This is a genomic window from Blautia sp. 2227st1_G12_2227SCRN_220401 (genome assembly GCF_039062885.1).
Taxonomy (GTDB): Bacteria; Bacillota; Clostridia; order Lachnospirales; family Lachnospiraceae; genus Blautia_A; species Blautia_A fusiformis.
Genome location: NZ_JBCLNI010000011.1, coordinates 17,892 through 43,353, shown reverse-complemented (window position 1 = coordinate 43,353; position 25,462 = coordinate 17,892). Strand labels below are relative to the sequence as shown.

The 25,462-nt window shown below is 45.7% G+C and carries 18 protein-coding genes and 1 other annotated feature; of the genes, 2 read left to right on the top strand and 16 right to left on the bottom strand.

Features of this window, described 5'->3' with window-relative positions:
- Positions 1-71: 71 nt before the first annotated feature.
- From ABCM67_RS07535 to ABCM67_RS07510, 6 genes are all read right to left on the bottom strand, one after another.
- Positions 72-935 carry a substrate-binding domain-containing protein gene (locus ABCM67_RS07535; RefSeq protein WP_021652475.1) on the bottom strand — a complete coding sequence of 288 codons (864 nt, stop codon included), beginning with the start codon at positions 933-935 and terminating at the stop codon, positions 72-74.
- 155 nt (positions 936-1,090) lie between these two features.
- Positions 1,091-1,525, bottom strand: a complete 435-nt coding sequence (locus tag ABCM67_RS07530; RefSeq protein WP_021977005.1) for an RrF2 family transcriptional regulator — start codon at positions 1,523-1,525, stop codon at positions 1,091-1,093.
- A gap of 453 nt (positions 1,526-1,978) precedes the next feature.
- Positions 1,979-2,911: a cysteine synthase A gene (gene cysK, locus ABCM67_RS07525; RefSeq protein ID WP_022427027.1), complete on the bottom strand. Its 933-nt coding sequence runs from the start codon at positions 2,909-2,911 to the stop codon at positions 1,979-1,981.
- A 230-nt stretch (positions 2,912-3,141) separates the two neighbouring features.
- Entirely contained in the window at positions 3,142-4,152 is a 1,011-nt protein-coding gene (locus ABCM67_RS07520; protein WP_022427028.1) for a DUF4097 family beta strand repeat-containing protein, read from the bottom strand.
- Positions 4,145-4,858 carry a DUF1700 domain-containing protein gene (locus ABCM67_RS07515; RefSeq protein ID WP_147602688.1) on the bottom strand — a complete coding sequence of 238 codons (714 nt, stop codon included), beginning with the start codon at positions 4,856-4,858 and terminating at the stop codon, positions 4,145-4,147. Before ABCM67_RS07515 ends, ABCM67_RS07520 begins: the two co-directional genes overlap by 8 nt.
- Positions 4,855-5,175, bottom strand: a complete 321-nt coding sequence (locus ABCM67_RS07510; protein WP_015526294.1) for a PadR family transcriptional regulator — start codon at positions 5,173-5,175, stop codon at positions 4,855-4,857. Before ABCM67_RS07510 ends, ABCM67_RS07515 begins: the two co-directional genes overlap by 4 nt.
- Before the next feature lie 175 nt (positions 5,176-5,350).
- Between ABCM67_RS07510 and ABCM67_RS07505 the strand changes: the two genes are divergently transcribed.
- Together ABCM67_RS07505 and ABCM67_RS07500 are read left to right on the top strand one after the other, a co-directional pair.
- Positions 5,351-6,376 (top strand): N-acetylmuramoyl-L-alanine amidase, encoded by a 1,026-nt coding sequence (locus ABCM67_RS07505; RefSeq protein WP_329983839.1) that lies wholly within the window; start codon positions 5,351-5,353, stop codon positions 6,374-6,376.
- Between the two features lie 21 nt (positions 6,377-6,397).
- A complete protein-coding gene (locus ABCM67_RS07500) occupies positions 6,398-7,552 on the top strand; it encodes a serine hydrolase (protein WP_147602689.1) in 1,155 nt (384 codons plus the stop codon).
- Positions 7,553-7,620: 68 nt separating this feature from the next.
- On the opposite strand, the gene ABCM67_RS07495 is transcribed toward ABCM67_RS07500, so the two are convergent.
- The 10 genes from ABCM67_RS07495 to ABCM67_RS07450 all read right to left on the bottom strand — a co-directional run bounded on the left by ABCM67_RS07495 (position 7,621) and on the right by ABCM67_RS07450 (position 25,232).
- Positions 7,621-8,847, bottom strand: a complete 1,227-nt coding sequence (locus tag ABCM67_RS07495) for a hypothetical protein (protein WP_129975557.1) — start codon at positions 8,845-8,847, stop codon at positions 7,621-7,623.
- A gap of 42 nt (positions 8,848-8,889) precedes the next feature.
- Positions 8,890-9,705 carry a protein phosphatase 2C domain-containing protein gene (locus ABCM67_RS07490; RefSeq protein WP_147602690.1) on the bottom strand — a complete coding sequence of 272 codons (816 nt, stop codon included), beginning with the start codon at positions 9,703-9,705 and terminating at the stop codon, positions 8,890-8,892.
- A 31-nt stretch (positions 9,706-9,736) separates the two neighbouring features.
- Positions 9,737-11,686, bottom strand: a complete 1,950-nt coding sequence (locus ABCM67_RS07485; protein WP_147602691.1) for a serine/threonine-protein kinase — start codon at positions 11,684-11,686, stop codon at positions 9,737-9,739.
- A 98-nt stretch (positions 11,687-11,784) separates the two neighbouring features.
- Positions 11,785-15,483, bottom strand: a complete 3,699-nt coding sequence (gene rpoC / locus ABCM67_RS07480; protein ID WP_015526299.1) for a DNA-directed RNA polymerase subunit beta' — start codon at positions 15,481-15,483, stop codon at positions 11,785-11,787.
- A 17-nt stretch (positions 15,484-15,500) separates the two neighbouring features.
- Positions 15,501-19,358: a DNA-directed RNA polymerase subunit beta gene (locus ABCM67_RS07475; protein WP_021652198.1), complete on the bottom strand. Its 3,858-nt coding sequence runs from the start codon at positions 19,356-19,358 to the stop codon at positions 15,501-15,503.
- A gap of 227 nt (positions 19,359-19,585) precedes the next feature.
- Positions 19,586-22,219: a right-handed parallel beta-helix repeat-containing protein gene (locus tag ABCM67_RS07470; RefSeq protein WP_147602692.1), complete on the bottom strand. Its 2,634-nt coding sequence runs from the start codon at positions 22,217-22,219 to the stop codon at positions 19,586-19,588.
- Positions 22,220-22,366: 147 nt separating this feature from the next.
- Complete coding sequence (rplL, locus tag ABCM67_RS07465) at positions 22,367-22,741, bottom strand: 50S ribosomal protein L7/L12 (protein ID WP_015526302.1); 375 nt, start codon at positions 22,739-22,741, stop codon at positions 22,367-22,369.
- 75 nt (positions 22,742-22,816) lie between these two features.
- Positions 22,817-23,326 (bottom strand): 50S ribosomal protein L10, encoded by a 510-nt coding sequence (rplJ, locus tag ABCM67_RS07460; RefSeq protein ID WP_021652200.1) that lies wholly within the window; start codon positions 23,324-23,326, stop codon positions 22,817-22,819.
- Between the two features lie 52 nt (positions 23,327-23,378).
- Positions 23,379-23,515 (bottom strand) — a sequence feature (ribosomal protein L10 leader region).
- A 50-nt stretch (positions 23,516-23,565) separates the two neighbouring features.
- Entirely contained in the window at positions 23,566-24,195 is a 630-nt protein-coding gene (gene upp, locus ABCM67_RS07455) for a uracil phosphoribosyltransferase (protein ID WP_044961929.1), read from the bottom strand.
- 158 nt (positions 24,196-24,353) lie between these two features.
- Positions 24,354-25,232 carry a Cof-type HAD-IIB family hydrolase gene (locus ABCM67_RS07450; protein WP_147602693.1) on the bottom strand — a complete coding sequence of 293 codons (879 nt, stop codon included), beginning with the start codon at positions 25,230-25,232 and terminating at the stop codon, positions 24,354-24,356.
- Positions 25,233-25,462: the final 230 nt, after the last annotated feature.

Here is a 25,462-nt window from a genome sequence, read left to right as displayed (position 1 = left end):
GAGCGGCTTTCCTGACCTTGTCATGATCGCCGCTCTTTGTAAGATACTTCAATCGTTTTTTATCCGGGAATTTATTTGGTCACGTCTTCCCAGTCTGTGATGTCACCTGTGAAGATGGATTTTACCTGATCACTTGAAAGCTCCTCAAGGTCATTGTCGTTGTTTACGATGACTGCGATACCATCTTTTGCGATCTCTGTAGCTTTAACACCTTTCTCTGTTTCCTCGTCCTTCAGCTCACGGGATGCCATTCCGATATCACATACACCCTCTGTTGCGCTATTGATTCCTGTTGTGGAGTCGCTGACCTGAACTTCTACTGTGATGTTTTTGTTTGTTTTCTGATATGCCTCCGCAAGCTTCTCCATTACAGGTCCTACGGAAGAAGATCCCATAACTACGACTTTGCCTTTTGCATCTCCGGCTTTGTATGCCTCTGCTTTTTCATCTACTTTGATGTAGCCTTCTTTTTCGATGATGTCCTGTCCGTCAGAGCTCATGATGTAGTTGATGAAATCCTGTGCTGCATCGCTGAGCTTGTCGCCTGTTACGATGTTGAACGGACGTGCTACCTTGTATGTATCATCTGCAACGTTCTCTGCTGTTGCCTCTGCTCCGTCGATCTTTACTGCTTTTACTGTATCGTTGAGGGAACCAAGGGATACGTATCCGATAGAGTTCTCATCGCCTGCTACTGTGGTAAGCATTACATCTGTGTTGTTTGTGATGCTTGCTTCCTGTGTTGTCATATCTACTTTCTCGCCGTCTTTTTCTTCTTCAATCCCAAACAGCTCTACGAATGCTCCACGTGTTCCGGATCCGTCCTCACGGGAAATTACGTCGATCGCTCCGGATGGTGCTGCCATTACAACGGTTCCCATTACTGTAGTTCCGATAAGTGCTGCTGTTAAGATACCTGCGATTCTTTTTTTCATGATTTTTTTCTCCTCATTTCTATGATCATTTTTACTTGCTTACTGCTTAAATACAGGTGTTATTATAGGAATGGAAGGTAAAATATAAAATCGCGGTTTTGTAAAATGTTAGTAAAAAAATGTGATATAAAAAAAAGCTGCTTGCGCAGCTTTTTTTATATGATGTACTCGTCCGCCTTCACGGATTGCCAGTTCATCAGGTCTTCCAATGTTATATGATCCACCACACCTTTGATAGCATCGTCCAGCTTTTTCCAGAGGATCTGGGTGACACAGTTCTCCTCACGTTCACAGAAGGCTCCGTTGTCGTCCAGACATTCCACAGGGGAAAGGCTTCCTTCTGTGAGACGAAGGATCATTCCGACCGTGTATTTATCCGGGGTCTGCTGCAGTGCATAGCCGCCCTGAGGGCCACGGACACTGCGGACAAAGCCTGCTTTGTTCAGGATGGAGATGATCTGCTCCAGATATTTATCGGAGATCTCCTGGCGCTTCGCCACATCCTTCAAGCGGATCGGTTTTCCTGTATAATTTGTAGCAAGATCCAACATCAGTCTCAGCGCATATCTTCCTCTTGTAGAAATCCTCATGTAATATTTACCTCCAATATTTCAGTATTCTTCTGATTTATAGCCTTTTGCTCTTTCTGTTATTGTGCAGCTGTTCGGCCGGAAATATTCCTCTGTATTCCATGACCGGCACCCTTCTCTGTGATGCACAGGCAGCTTCCTGTATCTTCTTTCATAGGAAGCAGAATCTGCTTTGCAGACTTTATTCTTTATATTGTTAATAGGTTTTGTTTGTTTTCTCTATTATACCTGAAAAAGCTACAAGATACAAGCAAGTCCCCACACACTGCTTATTGCTTTTCGCGGGACCTTACCAGTGAACAATAACCACAGCCCCACAGAGGGCTTACTTAATTCGATGAAATCAAGAATAAAACCGGCGCTCCGGCAGCCTGCTTGGACAGGCATTCAGGAGCGCCGTAAATAATCACGCAGAATCACGCTTCGGGGCAAAAGAAGCGGTCTTCGGATCGATTATTTTGTAAACAGTGGTGTGGAGTAGTAACGGTCTCCACTGTCCGGAAGAAGTGCTACGATCACTTTCCCCTTGTTCTCCGGGCGTTTTGCAAGCTGGATCGCAGCATAGAGAGCTGCACCGGAGGAAATTCCTGTAAGGATTCCCTCTTTCTTGGTAAGGAGTTTGGATGTTTCAAATGCATCCTCGTTCTCTACCGGGATGATCTCGTCATAAACCTTGGTGTCAAGTGTGTCCGGAACAAAACCTGCGCCGATACCCTGGATCTTATGCGGGCCTGCTTTTCCCTCAGAAAGTACAGGAGAAGTTGCAGGCTCAACAGCAACTACCTTCACATTCGGGTTCTGGCTCTTCAGATACTCACCTGTACCGGTGATCGTTCCGCCTGTACCAACACCTGCTACAAAAATATCTACCTTTCCGTCTGTGTCATTCCAGATCTCAGGGCCTGTTGTTGCTGCATGTGCCTTCGGGTTAGCCGGGTTCTCAAACTGTCCGGGGATGAAGCTTCCCGGAATCTCCTTGGCGAGCTCTTCTGCCTTGGCAATGGCACCCTTCATTCCCTTGGCTCCGTCTGTGAGAACTACCTCTGCACCATATGCCTTCAGGATGTTTCTTCTCTCAACACTCATGGTCTCCGGCATGGTGAGGATCGTCTTATAGCCCTTGGCAGCTGCGATGGCTGCAAGTCCGATTCCTGTATTGCCGGATGTTGGCTCGATAATGGTTGCGCCTGGTTTCAGGATACCTTTCTGCTCTGCATCCTCGATCATTGCCTTACCGATTCTGTCCTTAACGCTTCCTGCCGGGTTAAAATACTCAAGCTTGGCAAGTACTGTAGCCTCAAGTCCCTCAGATTTCTCTACGTTCTTAACCTCTACAAGCGGTGTGTTTCCGATCAGTTCCAGTGCGCTTCCGTAAATTTTACCCATGATGATATCCTCCTTATTTCCTTTATGTCCATTTCCTTATTTCCTAGTAACTATATATGTTTTCTGTGATTTGATTGAATTATATCATAGTACAGGGATTTGTCAATACATTTCAGCCAAAAAACGCAGGAATTTTTCTCCGGAAAAACTCCTGCGCTTCATATAATTTCATTTATTCTTTTTTAGGATTTTTACAAGCAGATGCATAGTCAGGCGGATATTCATATTCTTTATTTTTCAGATTCTGTTAATGTAATATCCCCATCGCTGCATTCCACATTTAAAGTCGGTGCTGAAGCACCGGCCTTGTTCTCATAAACAGAGGTGTCTTCCTCATTGTCGGTTTTTCCCCTGGAAAGCCCCTCCGTGTCCACATCTCCGTCTGTAGCTTTCAGATAAATATTGGTTTTCTCTGCACTGCCGTTCTTCATTTCTACAGAAACATCACCGCAAGAGCTATTGATCTTCATATCTCCGTTAAAGCTGCTGTTGTCTATCTGAATATCTCCGTCGCTGAGAGCTATCTGCCCATCTGCAAGCTCTGCCTTTTTTATGGTCACATCTCCGTTTCCGGATTTCAGCTGCATGTTATCTGTACATTGAAGTTCTTTTACATTCAGATCCCCGTCGGAAAGCTTTGCATCAAACTTTTCGAACTCGCCCTTATCCAGCATCAGATCTCCACTGAGAAGTTCCAAGGTCATTTCTTTACACAAAAGCTGATCGGCAGCAAAATCCCCGTCGGAAAGCTGAAGCTCCGCTTCGGAAAGCTGTGCCTTCTCCGGAATATAAAGAACCACCGTATTCAATGCATCTTTCTTTTCTGTCAGATCCGCATGTGTAGAAAATATCCCCAGATCATAGGTTATATAATAACTTCCACTGCCGCCTGCAGACTCCTCAAGCGTGAGCTCTCCATCCTTATCCTTCCAGGTCAGAGGATTTTTCCTCCCGTTTTTCTCAAGCTTATATTCCATATAATAATGGTCATCATCTGAGGTACGGATATCCAGATCAAAATCCTCAAAATCCACATTCAGCTTCGTAAAATCATCAATCTGTTCTTTTTTCATTACTGTAAGATTTTTACGACTGGAAGAATTTCCTCCGGATACATACATATGATCTGAAGTATATGTGAAATCTTTTCCCCCTGCAAAATATCCTGCTGTGGAAAGAACAACTCCCGCTACACAGAGTGCTGTACCTGTCATCAGCACTGTTTTTGCAATCTTATTCATTTTTATGCACCTTCTTTCTTGCAAGTCTGTTAACCAGACGGCCGATTCCCATTGCACACCATTTACATATATATATGGTAAGTACTCCAACGAGGATTCCCGCACCTGCCATCAGAAATCCACTGCCGACCATCATGCAGGATGCTGCCAGAGATCTTACGATCAATGTCACGCCGAAACCTGTGAGCACGATACCTCCGGCAATTGCTGATACACCTGTAACTGCCATGGAAAAGATCACTGCTGCGATGACAATCACCACTGCTGCCAGTACTGCAAGGCCTGCAAACAGCAGCGCAATGCTCACCGGCGATGCACAGATCACCAGAAATGCGAGAAGAATGATCTTTCCGGGGGAACGCTTCTTTCCTGCGGATGTACTGTACCCTGTTGTACTCAGGTTTCCTGAATCTGTCCGGCTATGTGCATGGGAGCTCTCTCCGTAATATGAACCTGCTGCCGGCAAAGCTGCTGTTTTTTCCTCGGTGATGTCTTTACTGTCACCAACACTCTCCTGTAAAAGGTTCAGAAGCAGTTCCCTTGCCGCCTCTTTAGGCTGTCCCAGTTCTTCCATAACCTGCTGTTCATTCTCAGGTCCAGCCTCATCGAAGTATTCCGAAAAATACTCAATGGCATTGTCATAATCTTCTTTTGGAAGCCGCTTCAGATATTTCTTCAGCTGCTCCATATACTCTTTTCTTGTCATTTTCGAAGTCTCCCTTCCACAATATCGTCTATAGTATCGCGGTATTCTCTCCACTCTTTCCTCAAATATTCCAGCTGCTTCCGTCCGTCTTCTGTGATGGAATAATATTTACGTTTCCGTCCTTGAAATTCCTCTGAATAAGTTGTCAGATAACCATCCGTCTCCAGTCTGCGAAGGATCGGATACAATGTGGATTCCTTGATAGAAGCTACCATCTTCACTGTCTGGCTGATCTCATATCCGTAAGAATCCTGCTGCTCTACAACAGAAAGGATCAGGCATTCCGTCAGCACTGCAGACACTGGATAATAATACATAGGCACACCTCTTTATATAATTATTTTATATATAAAATTTTTATATATAATTATTTTACATATATAGTACCACACTTTTTCCTGTTGTCAAGCACAATTTCGCAATTGCTTTTTCCAGACTCCTTCTTTATAATATTTACAAATGCAAACACCCACCAAGAAAGGACGTATTTTTATGGAAAAAAAGCCTCATCTGATGGCGATCGTCCTGTTTCTGACGGGTCTTATCTGTATTGGATTACTTTTTGGACTCAGCTATAAAACCTACCGGAAGATCGATGCTGTTGACCAGAAAATGGCCTCCGTGATCAAACCGGTCCAGAAAAAGCAGAAATCCATGAAAGAGGATATCGAACTTTATACAGCCAAGATCGAAAAGAAACAGGCAGCCAACAAATGCCTGCAGCAGCGGGCACAGACAGAAAAAGCTGTCAAAAACAACACTGGTGAACATGAACGGGCACCGGAAGCCGAAAACAGTCAGAAAACAACCAAACCCTCTGTTTTCAGTGAAGCCGGTGGTGAAGGATTCACCGATGGCGGTAATGATACCTCTTCTGCTTCCAACAACGGCCATATCGTCGGAATCGATCCCGGACATCAGAGTGAAAATGTTGATATGAGCGCCACAGAGCCGAACGGCCCCGGTTCCTCCACCATGAAGGCCAAGGCTTCCACCGGAACCAGAGGTTCCTTCAGCGGTCTCCCGGAGTATCAGCTGAATCTGGACGTTTCTCTTCTGCTTAAGGATATCCTGGAACAGCGTGGATACCAGGTAATAATGACAAGGACAGACAATGATACCGCTATCAGCAACAAGGAGCGTGCAGAACTGGTCGCTTCCCAGGGTGCGGAGATCTGTGTCCGTATCCATGCAAACGGAGATGATTCTGCAGATGTCTCCGGTGCTCTGACCATGTGTCCGTCCCAGCAGAATCCTTATGTTTCCAGTCTCTATGACAGTTCCAACAAACTATCCAAATGCATTGTGGATTCCTACTGCGCAGCTACCGGTTTCCAGAACCGCGGGATCATCTACACAGATTCCATGACAGGTATTAACTGGAGCACGATCCCGGTGACGATTGTGGAAATGGGATTTATGACCAACCAGAGCGATGATCTGAAAATGGCGGATTCCTCCTTCCAGCAGACTATGGCAGAAGGGATCGCCAATGGAATCGATGCTTATTTCCAATAATAAAAAGGAGTTTGTTTATATATGAAAAAAAATACATTTCTGTATATTGTGATCGCAGTGCTTGTCATCGCACTGGCAGGACTTGGGGCACTGAATGTCCGCTCCCTGGACAAGCTTGCATCTCTCCAGACAAAAGTTAACAAGCTGCAGAAAAGTGTGCAGGAGGTTTCTGATTCTGCCGCTGAGCTCAGCAGCAAAGCCGATCAGCTGGATGCTCTTTATCCTGATGATCCTACCGTTTCCAGCGCTGCTGCCGCAGCATCTTCAGCTGAGGTCCAGGGTCCTTCCGCACAGGAAGAATCCACAGATACATCTGTAGCCTCCGATTCTTCCGAAGCTTCTGGCAGCAAGGACAGTTCTTCTTCCACTCAGGAAGAAGGAACTCTTTCTCCATCCAGCGGAAGCACTTTCACAGACAATTCGGATTCCAGCATGGACAACCTTCTGAATCAGGTACAGTCTCTTCTTCCCACCGATAACGGAACCTGGTCCGTATATGTATGCAATCTTGCAAAAAATACCGAAGGTACCATCAATGATCAGCAGATGCAGGCTGCCAGCCTGATCAAGCTCTATATCATGGGTGCTGTATATGAGGATTATGACAGTCTTTCCTCCAAATACAGCAAGGATCAGCTGGACAATGCACTGAACTCCATGATCACAGTCAGCGACAATGATGCTGCCAATACACTTGTCAATTATCTTGGCGGCGGGGATGACGCAGCCGGAATGGCCCGTGTGAATAAATTCTGTCAGGATCACGGATACACCAGCACTTCCATGGGACGTCTTCTTCTTGCAGATAATTCCAATGGGGATAACTACACTTCCGCGAAGGATTGCGGGAAATTTCTGAAGACCATCTACCAGATCGACAAGGGTACTTCCACCGATAACAATGATACTCTGGCAGGAGCCGAATATATGTATCGTCTTCTGAAAATGCAGACCAGAAAAAACAAGATTCCGGCGCAGATGCCTTCCGATGTAAAAGTTGCCAACAAGACTGGTGAACTGGATAACGTAGAAAATGATGCTGGCATCATCTATGACACAGCAAAGGGGATCGACCTGGTAGTCTGCTTTATGTCACAGGATCTTAACGATACCTCTGCTGCACAGAACACCATCGCACAGGACAGCCGTGCGATCTATGGATACTACAACGAATAACAAAATAACAGACTTACCGGATCGGACAAAAAAAGGATGATGCGTCACCGAAACGCATCATCCTTTTTTCAGTTCTTTTCTTCTCCCTCTTCATAGGATTTTTCCCAGATCTCGGAAAATACTGCCAGCGGACAGTCTGTCAGCAGGCACATCAGAAGAAAGCACTCATATGGATTCACTATGTAGATCTCACTCATTTCGCAGCGGGCCAGGATCTCCTGGATCTCCTCCAGAAAATGACGGTATCTCGTATACGGATCATCCTCTGCCATCTCCTGAGAGATCACAAAAAACTCCAGCGTGATCAGATCAAACCGCTCCACCGGAAATTTATGGTTCAGGATATTGTTGATCCTCTGGCGGCTGAAGCGCTTCTGGCTGAAATGCTTTGCCAGAATGGATGCGGACATCTTTTTGAGATTTCCCATTTTATTAATGGGGATCCCGCTGCAGATAACCTTTTCCAGATCCGAAGCACTGATATTCTCAGGCTTCCAGATCTTTTTGCCACCGTTTTCTTCCTCATCTTCCTGATACATGGCTGCAATGATCTTCCTTGCCCGCTCCAGAAGGATCATAAATTCCTGAAAAGCCTGGCTCTTCTCTGATTTCGGATCATCATGTCTTCCTTTCAGAAAAGCCAGATATTCCAGAAGCTTTTCTTCACTGTCCAGACAAAGCCCTGTGCCATACACGATCTCTCCGGTCTTTTTTTCCACCGGAGTCATCTGTTTGTAGGTTTCTTTATATTCCTCCGCTTTATAATAGCCAAGATGATTCCGATAGCAATACCAGTAGATCACTTCTTCCGGATTATGAAAATCAAAATCCTGCTCACGAAGCACCCGGGTCAGAAAACCTGAAACATCCTCTGTACTCATCCGAAGTCCGAACCCCAGAAGAAAAACTGTTTCACGTTTCACAGATGCCTGAGTCAGCCAGTTATTCACCAGAGAACTCAGCTTGGCTGATGTAGGTGACATAGATTTCGGTGTGTAGGTTTCCTTGAAGGATTCCACAACGATCTCCCTGTAGACTTCCTGCGGCACCTGGGAGAAAGGCTCCTCAAGCTCTGCACGCTCATACACATATCGTTTCAGATAGTCACCAAAGGAAACCAGTTCCATCTCCTTGTAAAGATAATGAAAAATAACATCTGCATCCTCATCCTCAAAAGAATCCAGACTGACAACCTGGCGGAACTTCTGTGCCGCCTTTCTTGTAAATTCAAAGTCCTTCACTGAATCGAAGGCAACTGTCTGTTCAAAATCAAGATCCTGCATTCGATTTCTCATCACAAATTTTCTCCTTATCCCTTTTCTTACTCCCCGGGTTTATTACCGTCCGGTACTGTGGCGTTCTGCCCAGCGTTTGAGAAGATTTTTTTCTTCATAGCCGCTGATCTGTGCAAGGACCAGTGTCACATTATCTCTGCCGCCTCTTTCCAATACCTGTTCCAGGATCTTACCTACTTTTTCTTCTGCGGTTTCTGTCCCGTCAAGGATCTTCTGAAGCTCCTGATCAGAAAGCATGTCTGTCACTCCATCTGAACAGATCAGATACGAGCTTCCCGGCTGATAACCGATCTCCACGATAGAAGGCTCCAGTGCCATGTTTTCTTCCTGGAAGCCCAGATACTGCGTCAGCGGAGCTTTTCCCAGCATTTTTCCACCGATCACATGGTCCGTGGAAATCTGCTGGAACTTCCCCTGAAAATGACGGTAGATACGGCTATCCCCAAGGTTACAGGCATAGATCGCCTTTTCACTGAAAGACAAAAGTGCCATGGTTGTTCCCATGCTTCTGATACAGTTTTCATTGCTGTAGCGACATACTGCCTCATTCATATTTTCGCAGGCTCCTGTCAGAAAAACCACAGGCTCTTTTTTCAGGGTCTTTTTGTTTTCTTCATAGAAGCCTCCCAGCGCTTCCACAGCTGCAGAAGCTGCCATTTCACCGCAGCTTTCTCCTCCCATGCCGTCAAAAACGGCCAGCATTGGAAGCTTCCAGTGCTGTGTATGACCTGCCAGGATCCCGTCAACCCCCTGGTTGTGCACCGGCAGACGCACTCCGCAGCACCAGAAATTATCCTCATTATTTGTCCTCACCTTTCCGGTGTGACATGTATACGCATAATCAATCTGATAGGCCATTCTTTTTCCTTTCGTAAAAACCCCTTCGACATTACTGCTGAAGCTCCATTACAGAATTACTCCAGTATTTGTCTCCCAGTTCTACATATTTGTCGTTATCGCTCTCTTTATCATGCACCCTGCCATCTGCATCGATCCATCGGATCAGAAGGCCGTCCTGATAATAAAAATACTGCTTCTCATCTCCGTCCCATACATAAGTATAAAACATCTGCTCGCCCCAGTAAAAATATTCCTCATAAACGCCATCTGCGGAACTGCCGGGATATACAAGTACTTTGGCAATCTCTCCTGATCCGTTATAAAAGCGCAGACGATCCCCCTCTGTACCTTCACGTCTATAACTGTCCAGAGCATTTTCTATGGTTGTCGCATGGTCACGTATCGTTTCCATTGCCTGTGCGAAGCTTTTATCCGAATTGTCTGCAGTACCGAAATTTCCTTTGTTCAGAGCATCAGAATCATCAGAATCTGTATACGAAGGCTCTCCATTATCCGCAGGTTTCCGTATCGTTCGTACCGCAAGGATCCCTCCGATCAGCACAACAAGGATCCCGGCAGTTATGAGCATTCTAAAAATGCCTTTCCGCCTCTTTCTGTCATCGGTATTTCCGCCATTCTCTGTCACGGATTCCTCCCACTCCTGGAGATTCTGATCACGGTCGTCTTCCATATCTGTGATAGAGGTAACTCTGGGCTTTACAGCTCCGGTTTTTCTTATACCGGGTTCTGACTGAAGGGAACGTCCTGACGAATAACCGGGCCGGCTATCTTTTTCGGATGCTGTTTTTCCGGATGCAGATTTCTGAGGCTTCTGTATTGGACTCTGAGCCTTTGGCGTATTACGGGCTGCATTTTTTGCTATTTCTCCGGCTATCGGTTTCTCCTGCTGTACGGATACCGGCGCGGGATTTCTACGTGCCTGACGGATCGCATTCGTATTCAGCTGACTTGTTCTTGCCAGTTGTCTGGCTGCACCCTCCTGGAGAAACTTCGGCATGGACTCCGGAACAGGTCTTTCCTCCACTGGTTTCTGTTTCTCATGAACTCCCTGTTCTCTGTTTGCCGCTCCATACCGGATTTCTTCCAGTGCTTCCCGAAACTTATCAGGAGTCTGATATCGTTCTTTTGCATCATAGGCACAGGCTTTTAAGATAACGGAGCCGAAAGCCTCTCCCGCATCCACAGGTGCAGGCGGTGTTTCGCCTGACATCCTCCTCGTGAGTGCGTTTTCCTTATCTCTGTATGTGATCAGCTGTTTTTCAAGATTCAGAAACGGAAGCCTGTTATGATTCATCAGTTTATATAACACCAGGCCAAGTGCATAAATGTCCACTCTGCTGTCGTACTGTTCTCCCCTGTACATCTCCGGCGCCATATAGGAATAAGTTCCCTTTTTTGAAAGGGTACTCATGGTTTTTTCCAGTTCTCTGGCGATTCCAAAGTCTCCCAGCTTGAAATCCCCGAATCTGGATACAAAAATATTCTCAGGTTTGATGTCCCTATGGATAATATGAAGCTGCCCACAGTATTCCAGTGATTTGCAAAGATCGATACCCAGCTTCATCACTTCTTTTTCTGTGAGATTTTTTCCTGCATAATATTCCATGAAGCTTGTGAGATATTCCATGCGGATAAAAATATCCCATCCGATCTCGTCCAGATATTCCATCACCTTGTAATCTTCTACAGATACAATATGGGAATTCCCCCGGAAATACTCCATGGTGCTTACTTCCTGAATGCACTCTTCCACCAGATTTTCGAAATAACCGCGGACGGATCTTTCATCGCCGGATTCTGAGCGCACACTGTCCAGTTCCCCTTTACTGGCGGGGATTGTGATTATCTTAATTGCCGAGTAAAAAGAACGTCCCTTCTCAGTTCTCTGAGCTTTATACACTCTTCCAAAAGAACCTTCCCCGATCTTGCTTACGATCTTCCATTCCGGCCACGGGGAAATTGGCAGTTCCTTGTCCATCGCAATCCCTCCTCTCTCAGAAAATCCCTGCTTATAAACAGAAATCTCCCTCCGGATTTCCGGGGGGAGATTTATTTATATTAGCAAGGTATATCGACTTATTCTTCTACCGGTGCAGTTTCCTCTGCTGTCTCTTCAACAGCAATGGTCTCTTCCTCCGGAGCAGTCTCAGTCTTCTCTTCCTCTACGGAAATTTCCTCTGTATCCTCAGGCTCCTCGGAAGCTGTTTTTACCTCCGGCATTCCTGTGTCAAGACTGATCTCACTGTAACGCTTCATACCTGTACCTGCAGGAATCAGCTTACCGATGATAACGTTCTCTTTCAGACCGATCAGCGGATCGATCTTACCTTTGATAGCAGCCTCTGTCAGGACTTTTGTTGTTTCCTGGAAGGATGCTGCTGACAGGAAGGAGTTTGTAGCAAGGGATGCTTTGGTAATACCAAGCATAACCTGTTTTCCCTCTGCCGGCTGTTTTCCCTCTGCCTCAAGTTTCTCGTTAACTTCCTCAACATCAAGGACATCAACAAGTGTTCCTGGCAGGAACTCTGTATCTCCGTTATCCTCGATACGGATCTTCTTCAGCATCTGATGAACGATAACCTCGATATGCTTATCGTTGATCTCAACACCCTGCAGACGATATACACGCTGGACCTCACGGATCATGTAATCCTGAACTGCACGCACACCCTTGATTCTCAGGATATCATGCGGATTTACACTACCTTCTGTCAGCTCATCGCCGGCCTCAAGAACCTGTCCGTCAAGGACTTTGATACGAGAACCGTATGGGATCAGGTAAGTCTTGGAATCGCCTGTCTCCGGATCGTTTACGATGATCTCACGTTTCTTCTTAGTGTCGTTGATCGTGGCAACACCTGGGATCTCTGTGATGATCGCAAGACCCTTCGGCTTTCTTGCCTCGAAAAGCTCCTCGACACGAGGAAGACCCTGTGTGATATCTCCACCGGCAACACCACCGGTATGGAAAGTACGCATGGTCAGCTGTGTACCTGGCTCACCGATAGACTGTGCTGCGATGATACCAACAGACTCACCAACCTGTACCGGCTCACCGGTAGCCATGTTCGCACCATAACATTTTGCGCAGACACCAACCTTGCACTTACAGGAAAGGATGGTACGGATCTTCAGTTTGTCGATCGGTCCGCCTGTCTGGTTGCTTACGCCCTCTTTCATGATACGGGCTGCACGCTTCGGTGTGATCATGTGGTTTGCTTTAACAAGGATTTCTCCGTCTTTATTCTTAACTGTCTCACAGGAGAAACGTCCTGTGATACGCTCCTGAAGGCTCTCGATCTCTTCTTTTCCGTCCATGAATCCACGAACGACCATACCGGAGATCTCTGCTCTGTTCTCACAGCAGTCCGCCTCACGAACGATCAGATCCTGGGATACGTCAACAAGTCGTCTTGTCAGGTATCCGGAATCGGCTGTACGAAGAGCGGTATCAGAAAGACCTTTACGAGCTCCATGAGCGGACATGAAGTACTCCAGTACGTCAAGACCTTCACGGAAGTTTGACTTGATCGGGAGCTCGATGGTATGACCGGTTGTATCAGCCATCAGTCCTCGCATTCCGGCAAGCTGTTTGATCTGCTTATCGGAACCACGGGCTCCGGAGTCAGCCATCATGAAGATGTTGTTGTACTTATCAAGACCTGTAAGAAGTGCCTTTGTAAGCTCATCATCGGTCTTCTTCCAGGTATCAACAACCTCTTTGTAACGCTCTTCCTCTGTGATAAGACCACGTTTGTAGTTCTTTGTGATACGGTCAACAGTATCCTGAGCCTGCTTGATCATCTCCGGCTTCTGCGGCGGCACGGTCATATCGGAAATAGATACGGTCATGGCTGCACGTGTGGAGTATTTGTAACCCATAGACTTAACGGAGTCAAGTACCTCGGCTGTCTTTGTTGCACCGTGAGTATTGATAACCTTTTCAAGGATCTGCTTCAGCTGTTTCTTACCTACAAGGAAATCAACCTCAAGAAGCAGTTCGTTTCCAGGTACGCTTCTGTCCACAAATCCAAGGTCCTGCGGAAGGATCTCGTTGAACAGGAAACGTCCCAGTGTGGACTGAACATTGCCACTTAAAACAGTTCCGTCCGGCATTGTCTTATGACAATGGACAATGATCTTTGTCTGGAGTGTGATGACCTTGTTCTCATATGCAAGAATTGCCTCGTTGACACTCTTAAAGAACTTGCCCTCACCCTTGTTTCCAGGTCTTTCCTGTGTCAGGTAGTAGATACCAAGGACCATATCCTGTGAAGGAACGGCTACAGGACCACCATCTGACGGTTTCAGAAGGTTGTTCGGTGATAACAGAAGGAAACGGCACTCTGCCTGTGCTTCCTGGGAAAGCGGAAGATGTACAGCCATCTGGTCACCATCGAAGTCAGCGTTGAACGCGGTACAAACAAGCGGATGAAGCTTGATCGCCTTACCTTCTACAAGGATCGGCTCGAATGCCTGGATACCCAGACGATGCAGTGTAGGTGCACGGTTCAGCATAACCGGATGCTCCTTAATGACGTCCTCAAGGACATCCCATACTGCCGGCTCAAGCTTCTCTACCATTTTCTTGGCATTTTTGATGTTGTGGGAAGTTCCGTTGGCAACAAGCTCTTTCATAACGAAAGGTTTGAACAGCTCGATAGCCATCTCTTTCGGAAGACCACACTGATAGATCTTCAGTTCAGGTCCTACGACGATTACAGAACGTCCGGAATAGTCAACTCGTTTACCGAGAAGGTTCTGACGGAAACGTCCGGATTTACCCTTCAGCATATCGGAAAGGGATTTCAGAGCTCTGTTTCCAGGGCCTGTTACAGGACGTCCACGGCGTCCGTTGTCGATCAGGGCATCTACAGCCTCCTGCAGCATACGCTTCTCGTTGCGGACAATGATATCCGGAGCACCAAGCTCCAGAAGTCTTTTCAGACGGTTGTTTCTGTTGATGATCCTTCTGTAAAGATCATTCAGGTCAGATGTTGCAAAACGTCCTCCGTCCAGCTGTACCATAGGACGAAGATCCGGCGGGATAACCGGGATAACGGTCATGATCATCCACTCAGGACGGTTGCCGGACTCACGGAAGGACTCCACAACCTCAAGACGTTTGATGATCCTTGCACGTTTCTGGCCTGTTGCATCCACAAGCTCTGCCTTCAGTTCTTCAGAATCTTTTTCAAGATCGATAGCCTGAAGGAGCTCCATGATGGACTCGGCACCCATACCTACACGGAATCCTTCTCCGTAAGACTCACGTGCTTCCTGGTACTCACGCTCGGTGAGTACCTGTTTGTACATAAGTCCGGAATCTGCAGGATCCAGAACGATATAGTTAGCAAAGTAAAGCACTTTCTCCAGTGTTCTCGGAGAAATATCAAGGATCAGACCCATACGGGACGGAATTCCTTTAAAGTACCAGATATGAGACACCGGAGCTGCAAGCTCGATGTGTCCCATACGCTCTCTACGAACGGCAGATTTGGTTACTTCAACACCGCATCTGTCGCAGACAACGCCTTTATAGCGAATTTTTTTGTACTTTCCACAGTGGCACTCCCAGTCCTTGCTCGGTCCGAAAATCCTTTCACAGAAAAGACCATCCTTCTCAGGCTTCAAGGTTCTGTAGTTGATCGTTTCAGGTTTTAAAACCTCACCGTGTGACCACTCTCTGATCTTCTCAGGGGACGCCAGTCCGATCTTGATGGCATCGAAAGTCATTGGCTGATATGTTTCATTGGCGTTGGTTGTTTCTGCCATGTATTCTTTCCCCTTTCTTATTCCTCATCATCAAAGGACTCTTCAAACTCGATCATATCATCTTCGTCTTCCATGTCCTCATCTTCTTCTACATTGACAAGCTCTTCTCCGCTGAACTCCTGCTTGGTGTAGCCGTGTTTACCGAAGGACTCCTCATCTCTGCGTCCTCTGGAATCGCCCTCGATGACATGACGAAGATCAGTATCTCCGTAATCAGAGGTTTCCATAATGTGTACCTCTGATCCGTCCTCGCTGAGCACACGTACATCCAGACCAAGAGACTGAAGCTCTTTAAGAAGTACCTTAAAGGACTCAGGAATACCTGGCTCAGGAATGTTGTCACCTTTGATGATCGCTTCATAGGTCTTAACACGTCCGATCACATCATCAGACTTCACTGTCAGGATCTCCTGCAGTGTGTAGGAAGCACCATATGCCTCCAGTGCCCAAACCTCCATCTCTCCGAAACGCTGTCCACCGAACTGAGCTTTACCACCCAGAGGCTGCTGTGTTACAAGGGAGTATGGACCTGTGGAACGTGCATGGATCTTATCATCTACCAGATGATGCAGCTTCAGGTAGTGCATGTGACCGATCGTTACAGGGCTGTCGAAGTACTCGCCTGTTCGTCCGTCACGAAGTCTTACCTTACCGTCTCTGGAGATCGGAACGCCCTTCCAGAGTGCTCTGTGAGCTTTATTCTCATCGAGATACTGCATAACATCCGGTGCAAGGATGTCTTTATATTTCTCACGGAATTCCTCAAAGTCTTCCGTATTAACGTAATCGTTGGCAAGCTCCAGAGTATCCTGGATATCAACCTCGTTTGCGCCATCGAATACAGGTGTTGCAATATTGAAGCCAAGTGCTTTGGCAGCAAGGCTCAAGTGGATCTCCAGGACCTGTCCGATGTTCATTCGGGAAGGTACACCCAGAGGATTCAGCACGATATCAAGAGGACGTCCGTTTGGAAGGAATGGCATATCCTCAACCGGAAGTACACGGGAAACGACACCCTTGTTACCATGACGACCAGCCATCTTATCACCAACGGAGATTTTTCTCTTCTGTGCAATATAAATACGTACTGCCTGATTTACTCCAGGGCTCAGCTCATCGCCGTTCTCTCTTGTAAATACCTTGGCATCTACGATAATACCATACTCACCGTGCGGTACCTTAAGGGAAGTATCACGTACCTCTCTTGCCTTCTCACCGAAGATAGCACGAAGGAGACGCTCCTCAGCAGTAAGCTCAGTCTCTCCCTTAGGAGTAACCTTACCGACAAGGATATCACCGGCACGTACCTCAGCACCGATACGGATGATACCGCGCTCATCCAGATCCTTCAGAGCGTCATCGCCGACACCCGGAACGTCACGTGTGATCTCTTCCGGTCCCAGCTTGGTATCACGGGATTCTGCCTCATATTCCTCAATATGGACAGATGTATAAACATCATTCTGTACCAGTTTCTCACTAAGAAGAACAGCATCCTCGTAGTTATAACCCTCCCAGGTCATAAATCCGATCAGCGGGTTCTTACCAAGTGCAAGCTCACCATTGGATGTAGACGGGCCATCCGCGATAACCTGTCCTGCCTCAACATGCTCACCCTGGAACACGATCGGTCTCTGGTTGTAGCAGTTGCTCTGGTTGCTTCGCATGAATTTAGTCAGATGATAATCATCTTTTGTTCCGTCATCATTCTTGATAGAGATATCTGTAGATGTGGAACGAAGTACTGTACCTGCTTTTCTTGCAACAACGCATACACCGGAGTCAACAGCTGTCTTGGTCTCCATACCTGTACCAACAACCGGAGCCTCTGTTGTAAGAAGCGGAACGGCCTGACGCTGCATGTTGGATCCCATCAGCGCACGGTTCGCATCATCGTTCTGCAGGAACGGGATCAGGGCTGTAGCAACGGAGAATACCATTCGCGGAGATACATCCATGTAATCGAACATGTGCTGCTCGTACTCCTGTGTCTCCTCGCGGTAACGACCGGAAACGTTCTTATGAATGAAGTGTCCCTCTTCATCCAGCGGCTCATTCGCCTGTGCTACATGGTAATTATCTTCCTCATCCGCTGTCATGTATACAACCTCATCGGTTACACGCGGGTTGGAAGGATCTGTTTTGTCGATCTTTCTGTACGGAGCCTCTACGAAGCCGTACTGATTGATCCTTGCATAGGATGCAAGGGAGTTGATAAGACCGATGTTCGGTCCCTCAGGAGTCTCGATCGGGCACATTCTTCCATAGTGGGAATAATGTACGTCTCGAACCTCGAATCCGGCTCTGTCTCGTGACAGACCGCCAGGTCCCAGTGCGGAAAGTCTTCTCTTGTGAGTCAGCTCTCCAAGCGGGTTGTTCTGATCCATGAACTGTGACAGCTGGGATGATCCGAAGAATTCTTTTACTGCTGCAGTTACAGGTTTGATATTGATCAGGGACTGCGGAGAAATACTCTCTGTGTCCTGTGTTGTCATTCTCTCACGTACCACACGCTCAAGTCTGGAAAGACCGATGCGGTACTGATTCTGAAGCAGCTCACCGACAGCACGGATACGACGGTTGCCCAGGTGGTCGATATCATCATCGTTACCAAGGCCATACTCCAGATGCATATTGTAGTTAATGGACGCAAGGATATCTTCCTTGGTGATGTGTTTCGGAATCAGGTCGTGGATATCACGTTTGATCGCATCACATCTGTCCTCAAATGTGTCATTTTCTTCCAGAATTTTTTCGAGCACTGGGTAGTATACTAATTCTGTAACACCCAGGGACTTCGGATCCTCAAGCTCCGGCAGATAGTGACGGATATCAACCATAAGGCTGGAAAGGACTTTGATCTCTCTCTCCTCACCCTGGATCCATACGTACGGAACTGCGGAATTCTGTAATGTATCAGCAAGCTCTTTTGTAACAAGTGTCTCAGCCTCAGCAAGGATCTCACCTGTTGTTGTATCTACAACATCCTGGGAAAGCTTGTGGCCTACGATACGTTTATTGAAATGAAGCTTCTTATTAAATTTATAACGTCCGACTTTGGCAAGGTCATATCTTCTCGGATCGAAGAACATTGCCATGATCAGGCTCTCTGCGCTCTCTACTGCAAGCGGCTCGCCCGGACGGATCTTCTTATACAGCTCAAGGAGACCTTCCTGATAGTTTGTGGAGGTATCCTTTGTAAAGCTGGCAAGGATCTTTGGCTCTTCACCAAACAGATCGATGATCTCAGCATTGGTTCCAATGCCCAGTGCACGGATCAGAACAGTGATCGGAACCTTTCTTGTTCTGTCTACTCGTACATAAAATACATCATTTGAATCTGTCTCGTACTCCAGCCATGCACCTCTGTTCGGAATTACAGTACTGGAAAACAGTCTCTTACCAAGCTTATCATGAGCGATCGCGTAGTAGATTCCAGGGGAACGTACTAACTGGCTGACAATAACACGCTCAGCACCATTGATAACAAAGGTACCTGTAGCTGTCATCAGCGGTAAATCTCCCATGAAAATCTCGTGTTCGTTGATCTCTTCTGTTTCCTTATTGATCAGCCTTACTCGAACCTTCAAAGGTGCGGCATAAGTCACGTCACGTTCTTTACACTGCTCGATGGAATATTTTGCATCTTTTTCATCGTATGTGAAATCGATGAATTCCAGACTGAGCTTTCCGCCGTAATCTGCGATCGGAGAAATATCATCAAATACTTCTTTTAAACCTTCGTCAAGAAACCACTGGTAGGAATCTTTCTGAACTTCGATCAGGTTTGGCATTTCCAGGACTTCTTTTTGTCTCTGGTAGCTCATACGCATGCTTTTTCCAGTTTTTACAGAACGAATTCTGTTTTTTTCCATTGACGTTTCACCCCTGTTTTTTTATTATTTATTACAACATGATCCCGCCTGACTTTTAGGCAGGCATATCTAGCCATAATATAGCATCCTCCACTTTAACATAAGAAAAAAAGTGTGTCAAGCACTTTTTTTGATTTTTTTACATTTTTCAAAAAAAAAGATTCTGTTCCTTCTATACATACGATGTATGGATATCCGGAACAGAATCTTTTATTTATCACACATACTTACTTCACAACAGTATTTACTGTTACTGTATTTCCGTATTTATCTTTTGAGACGAGTTTCAGAGCAGTATTCTTTTTTTGCTTCTTTATTTTAATAATGTACTGTTTCTTTTTGTTTACTGACGATATCCCCAGCTTTGTCTGTTTTCCGGAACGCTGCACATATGCAATAACTGTCTGGCTGCCTGATGCAGTTCCGCTTATAGCTGTACTTCTTGATGTAACAGCTCTGCAGGAAGGACGGTTGATGCTGGCCCATCCTTTGCAGCTTTTTACATATACCGCCTGAACCTTTCCGTTTTCACAAAATGTATTCTTTTTCATGACCGGTATTACAGATGCATATGCGTAAACACCATTCCCTGTATTTTTCTCCGCACGGTTTCCTGAAACTTCGGATACTTTTGATTCCCAGAGCAAAATACCACTTTTTGCATTTGATGTCACACGATTGCTTTTTACCCTGACTCCACCGGCCACATACTCAATTTTCACGCCATGATTTTTGTTAGACGAACAGGTATTACCAAGAACATTATTGTTTTTTCCTGCATTTACACGTATTCCCGAACCGGCCGATGATTTAACAGTATTCTTCTGTGCAGTAGATGAAGTATTTACAGATTGCAGATAAATTCCATCTCCGCCTGCTCCGGAAACAGTATTCTGCTCTACAAGATTTTTCTGTTCTGATCCTGCTGCATAGACAGAACCGGAGAGATAAATTCCCGTATTTGCAGTTCCGGACACTGTATTCCTGCTGATAACGCTTCCTCTGGAATCCTGGGCATAAATTCCAAAATTGGAATATGAAGAAGTTTTTTTCATTTTTACCTGATTATCTGTTACGGTATCTGTGTCAGTAAGAGACATGCTGATTCCGTTTCCATATCCGCTGATCTGATTATCTTCTACAGTCACACCTTTTACCGGATATATCTTTTTAGGGAGCACAGCTCCATCTTTTTTCATATTATAGCCTGAAACTTTTATACCACTGCAGATCCATGCAATTCCACCAATACTGGTAGTTCTGGCAAGGCTGATGTAGTTTCCTGCCACACGAAGATTCCTGTTTTTCAGCATGTCCGGTCCATCATCATAACCTGTCGTCTGGTGTGTATTGCTGCTCACAGAAGAAATGTCCACTCCATTTCCCACATTTACCATAGTATTATTTTCTGCTGTAGAATCTTCATAATTCATAAACCTTATACAGCGTTTTTTTACATTATGGAAAGTATTATTCGTAACTGTGATCCTTTTATATGTTTTTCCGGACATCATACTGTGCGTTCCCAGCCCTGTAAAGACATCTTCGAACACATTTCCATCGATCACAAAATCTTCACAGGTCGTTCCATCATAAGGTCTGTACTGCGGAAAAACATTGCTCTCATCTGTACAGCAGTCGATCTGAATACATTCCTGTCCACCTTCCACATAGTTCTTATAGTAGCCACTGAATGTACAGCCTGTGATCTTGGCATTTTTCACTCCGCCGAATTCCAGAAAATGAGATTTCAGATTATTAAGAAATGTAGCATTTTTAATCGTAACATTCGTAGCATGTCCAATGCAGAATCCCACAAATCCGCCAGGTGCATCCTTATTTTCCACACACTGATAATTGTAGTCCCAGGTTCCTCCATCGATCACAATGTTGCGATATCCATCATATCCGCCTTCTGAATCTTTGGTATTTCCAAGACGGAGGATCAGATGTTTGGTGGTAGACGTTTTTGTAATATTAGCGTCTCTTGCATATAAGTACATATTACTGTACATGCAAAGTGTACCTGTCAGTTCATAATTTCCCGGTGGAATTATGATCTTGCAGGGATTTTCATCTGTGGCCTGATCTTTCAATTCAAGAAACAGTGTGTTCAAGGGTGCTGTGATATCCTGTCCTTCCTCAACTTCCAGAGTCACAGTCTGATAAGTTCCAAGTTCTCCATCTGAAGCATCTCCTGCGGAAAAATCCCCAGCAGCATTGGCATCATCTGTAAAATCAGTCTGTGCCTGACCTGCGCCTTCATCAGCTTCATTATTATCCGGCTCTGCGACGTTTTCATTATCGTTTTCCTGCTGAAGCTGAAGTTCTTCGGAACCGTTATCGCCATTCTCCGTTCCTTCGGAAAAATCTGCCGGCAATTCTCCGCTGATACTGCCATCTGCTGTCTGAATATCCTCACTGCCATCTTCCGTTGCTGCATTGTCAGAAATATTCTTATTTGTGTCAAAATCTCCATCTGTGCTTCCATCTGAAAATGTGTCTTCAGTTGAATTTTCCGATATTTCCTCATCCCCCGGTGCCTCTGATACATCCACTGCTTCTACAGCACCTGACTCTATTTTTGTCCAGGATGCCTGTGATGCAGGAACCACACTGCCATCGTTATCCAGCACAAGCGGATCCAGATCCTGTTCCGGCATATTTTCCTCTTCTTCAAGCTCCTCCTGCTGCTGCATTGCAGCTTCCTGAGCCCGAAGTTCATCCAGAGGATTTTTCACGTTTACAGTTATATTTTTTACATTTTTTCCGACAGACACTGTCTTGGCTGCCGTCGGAAAAGAAACTCCTGTGATTCCCAACGCAGCAGCAAGGATACAGGCCATTATTTTTCGTTTCATATTCCATCCACCCTTTCCTGTCTCCTTTATTATCCTTTCTTTTTCTTCAAAAAGCAAGATTTACCCTGGATTTTTTCACTAAAAAAGCTGCTGTGCCGCCGGTAAACCGGCAGGCACAACAGCCTCAAAGCTCTTATTCTGACTGGATTATTTAAGTGTAACCTTAGCTCCCTCAGCCTCAAGTTTAGTTTTGATGTCCTCAGCCTCAGCTTTGGATGCGCCCTCTTTAACAACCTTCGGAGCACCATCAACGATAGCTTTAGCCTCTTTAAGTCCAAGACCTGTAACCTCACGAACAACTTTGATAACTTTAACTTTGTTAGCGCCAACCTCTGTAAGCTCTACGTCAAACTCATCTTTCTCCTCAGCTGCCTCGCCTGCTGCACCTGCTGCTGCTACAACAACACCTGCTGCTGCGGAAACGCCGAACTCTTCCTCACAAGCTTTTACAAGGTCATTTAACTCTAATACAGATAATTCTTTGATTGCTGCAATAAATTCTTCTGTTGTTAATTTTGCCATTTTAATTTCCCTCCATTTATAAATTTTAATTAATAATCATGCGGTCGTTATGCCGCCAATTGCACGTTGCTGGGATTACTCAGCAGCTGCTGCGTCAGCTCCGCCGTTCTGCTCTGCGATCTGATTAAGCACACGAGCGAAGTTTGCGATCGGAGACTGCATGCTTCCAAGCAGTTTTCCAAGAAGTTCCTCTCTTGAAGGAATTGTGGACAGTGCCTGAATTCCGGCCTGATCATTGTAGTTACCTTCAACTACACCTGCGATCAGCTCCAGTGCCGGGAACTGTTTTGCATATTTAGCAAGGATTCTTGCCGGAGCAGTTGCGTCTGTCTCGGAGATAGCGATCGCATTTGTGCCATGTAAATGATCACTGAGGCTCTCAAATGCTGTACCCTCGAATGCACGACGCATCATGGTATTCTTGTATACCTTGTACTGAACACCAGCTTCTCTTAACTCTTTACGAAGAATTGTATCCTGCTCAACTGTAAGACCGCTGTAGTTTACAAGTACAACAGACTGTGCGTCTTTAATGCTGTTAGAGATCTCTTCTACGATTGGTTGTTTCAGTTCTACTTTTGCCATGAAATGGTACACCTCCTTATAGATTTTGTATACCGCCGTCGCAATAAGTCAATCTGTTTTAAAAAAAGACCTTACTGCTTCGCAATAAGGCCTTGTGTAATCTTAACTCAGAATACTTGGACCTCGGTAGGCGTTTTGATCCTTATGCCTTACGGCACCTACTGTCTTCGGCAGCGTTCTTAGGTACAATACCATAACAGTGCCGGGTGTGTCAAGTATTTTTTAAGATTTTTTCAAAATTATTTAGTACCAAAAATTCTGTCACCGGCATCACCAAGTCCCGGGCAGATATAAGCGTTCTCATTGAGCTCTCTGTCAAGGGAACCGCAGTAGATCTGTACATCCGGATGTGCCTCATGGAGACGTTTCAGTCCCTCAGGAGCTGCGATGATGCACATAAACTTGATATTCTTTCCGCCCTGTTTCTTGACAAAATCAATGGCAGCTTCGGCAGAACCGCCGGTTGCAAGCATCGGATCAACGATCACTGAAATACGCTCGTCAATAGATTCAGGAAGCTTACAGTAATACTCATGGGGCTCATGTGTTACCGGATCACGGTAAAGTCCCACATGTCCGACCTTTGCAGACGGTACCAGTGTGAGAATGCTGTTTACCATTCCAAGTCCTGCACGGAGGACCGGGATCACTGCCAGCTTCTTACCTGAGATCATCGGTGTCTTACAGGTTTCTATCGGTGTCTCGATTTCCACTTCCTCTGTAGGAAGATCACGAAGCGCCTCATATCCCATCAGGATTCCGATTTCCTCCACCAGTTTACGGAACTCGTTTGTTCCTGTATTTTTATCACGGAGCATTGAAATTTTGTGTTTGATCAGCGGGTGATCCATAATATAAACATTTTTCATTTTTTCCATCGTGATTTCCTCTCTTTGTCTGTGTTTTTTGTAAAGCGAAACTTCTCATTCCACTCTGCTTCATACACCGGAACGCAAGCCTTTCGCTTTTCTGTATTCATCTTTCTACATTATAATATATATGGCACTTTTTCAAAAGGGGGGAAAAACTATTTTCCCTGGCGTTCCAAAACCTGATCGATAGCATAGGCCACACCAAACTCATTGTTGCTCTTTGTGATGTATTTTGCTGCCTTTTTGATCTCCGGAACTGCATTTTCCATTGCAACGGTTGCGCCGAAATCCATGGAAATCATGGAATAATCATTAAGGCTGTCACCAAGAACCATCACCTCATCCATGGTATATCCCAGAGACTCGATATATTCTTTCAGCACCGGGCCTTTCTGCGCCTCTACTGCTGTAATCTCCTGATTATATATAAAGGAAGAAGCCACTGCAACGGCTGGATTTTCTTTCAGCTCATCGCTGAGTTTCTCCAGCTGCTCCACATCTGCCGCAAAAATGAAGATCTTATATACCGGCGCACCGCTGCTCTCCAGGGAACGGATATCGGAAATCCCTTTCGTGTTTCCGGCGATCCTGCGGTACTGCGGGGATTTCCGTACAATCTCCTCGCTGATATCTATGTCCATATTGAAAAGACGGATCTGCTGAATGATCCCGTCTTCAATTTCTTTCTTTGTTCCAATACGGTAATCATAGCGATCCGTAAAAAATGCTACAGATACCGGGTATTTTTTTGCCGTATTGTAGACCTCCTCACACAGCTCAATAGAGATCGGTGTACTCTTTACAACCTCCTGCTGCGGATTCCGTACTTCAGCACCACTGCTCACCACATAATCACAGGTCAGCTCTGTTCCCTTCAGCTCCTCCATGGCACCGGGAAAATTCCGGCCGGTGGCAACCATAAAACGGATTCCCGCATCGCAGGCACGCCTGATCGCTGCAAGGGTTTCCGGTGCGATCCTATGGTCATCACCAAGAAGTGTGCCGTCCATATCACTTGCAATTACTTTTATCATGAAAAATTTCTCCTTTTATCTGTAAAAATTCCGGTCAATCATTCGGATCCATATCATCCATAGCAAATATGTTCTTTTTTCGGAGAAATTATATCTTATATTATTGCAAAATACAATGATTTTTGCGACAGGCATATGCCTTTCTGATTTCAGAAATACATGGTATAATGAGATTTCATAAATCTGTCCGATGTCGGTCAAGCGTATATCCGCAATCCGCGTCGCTGCTT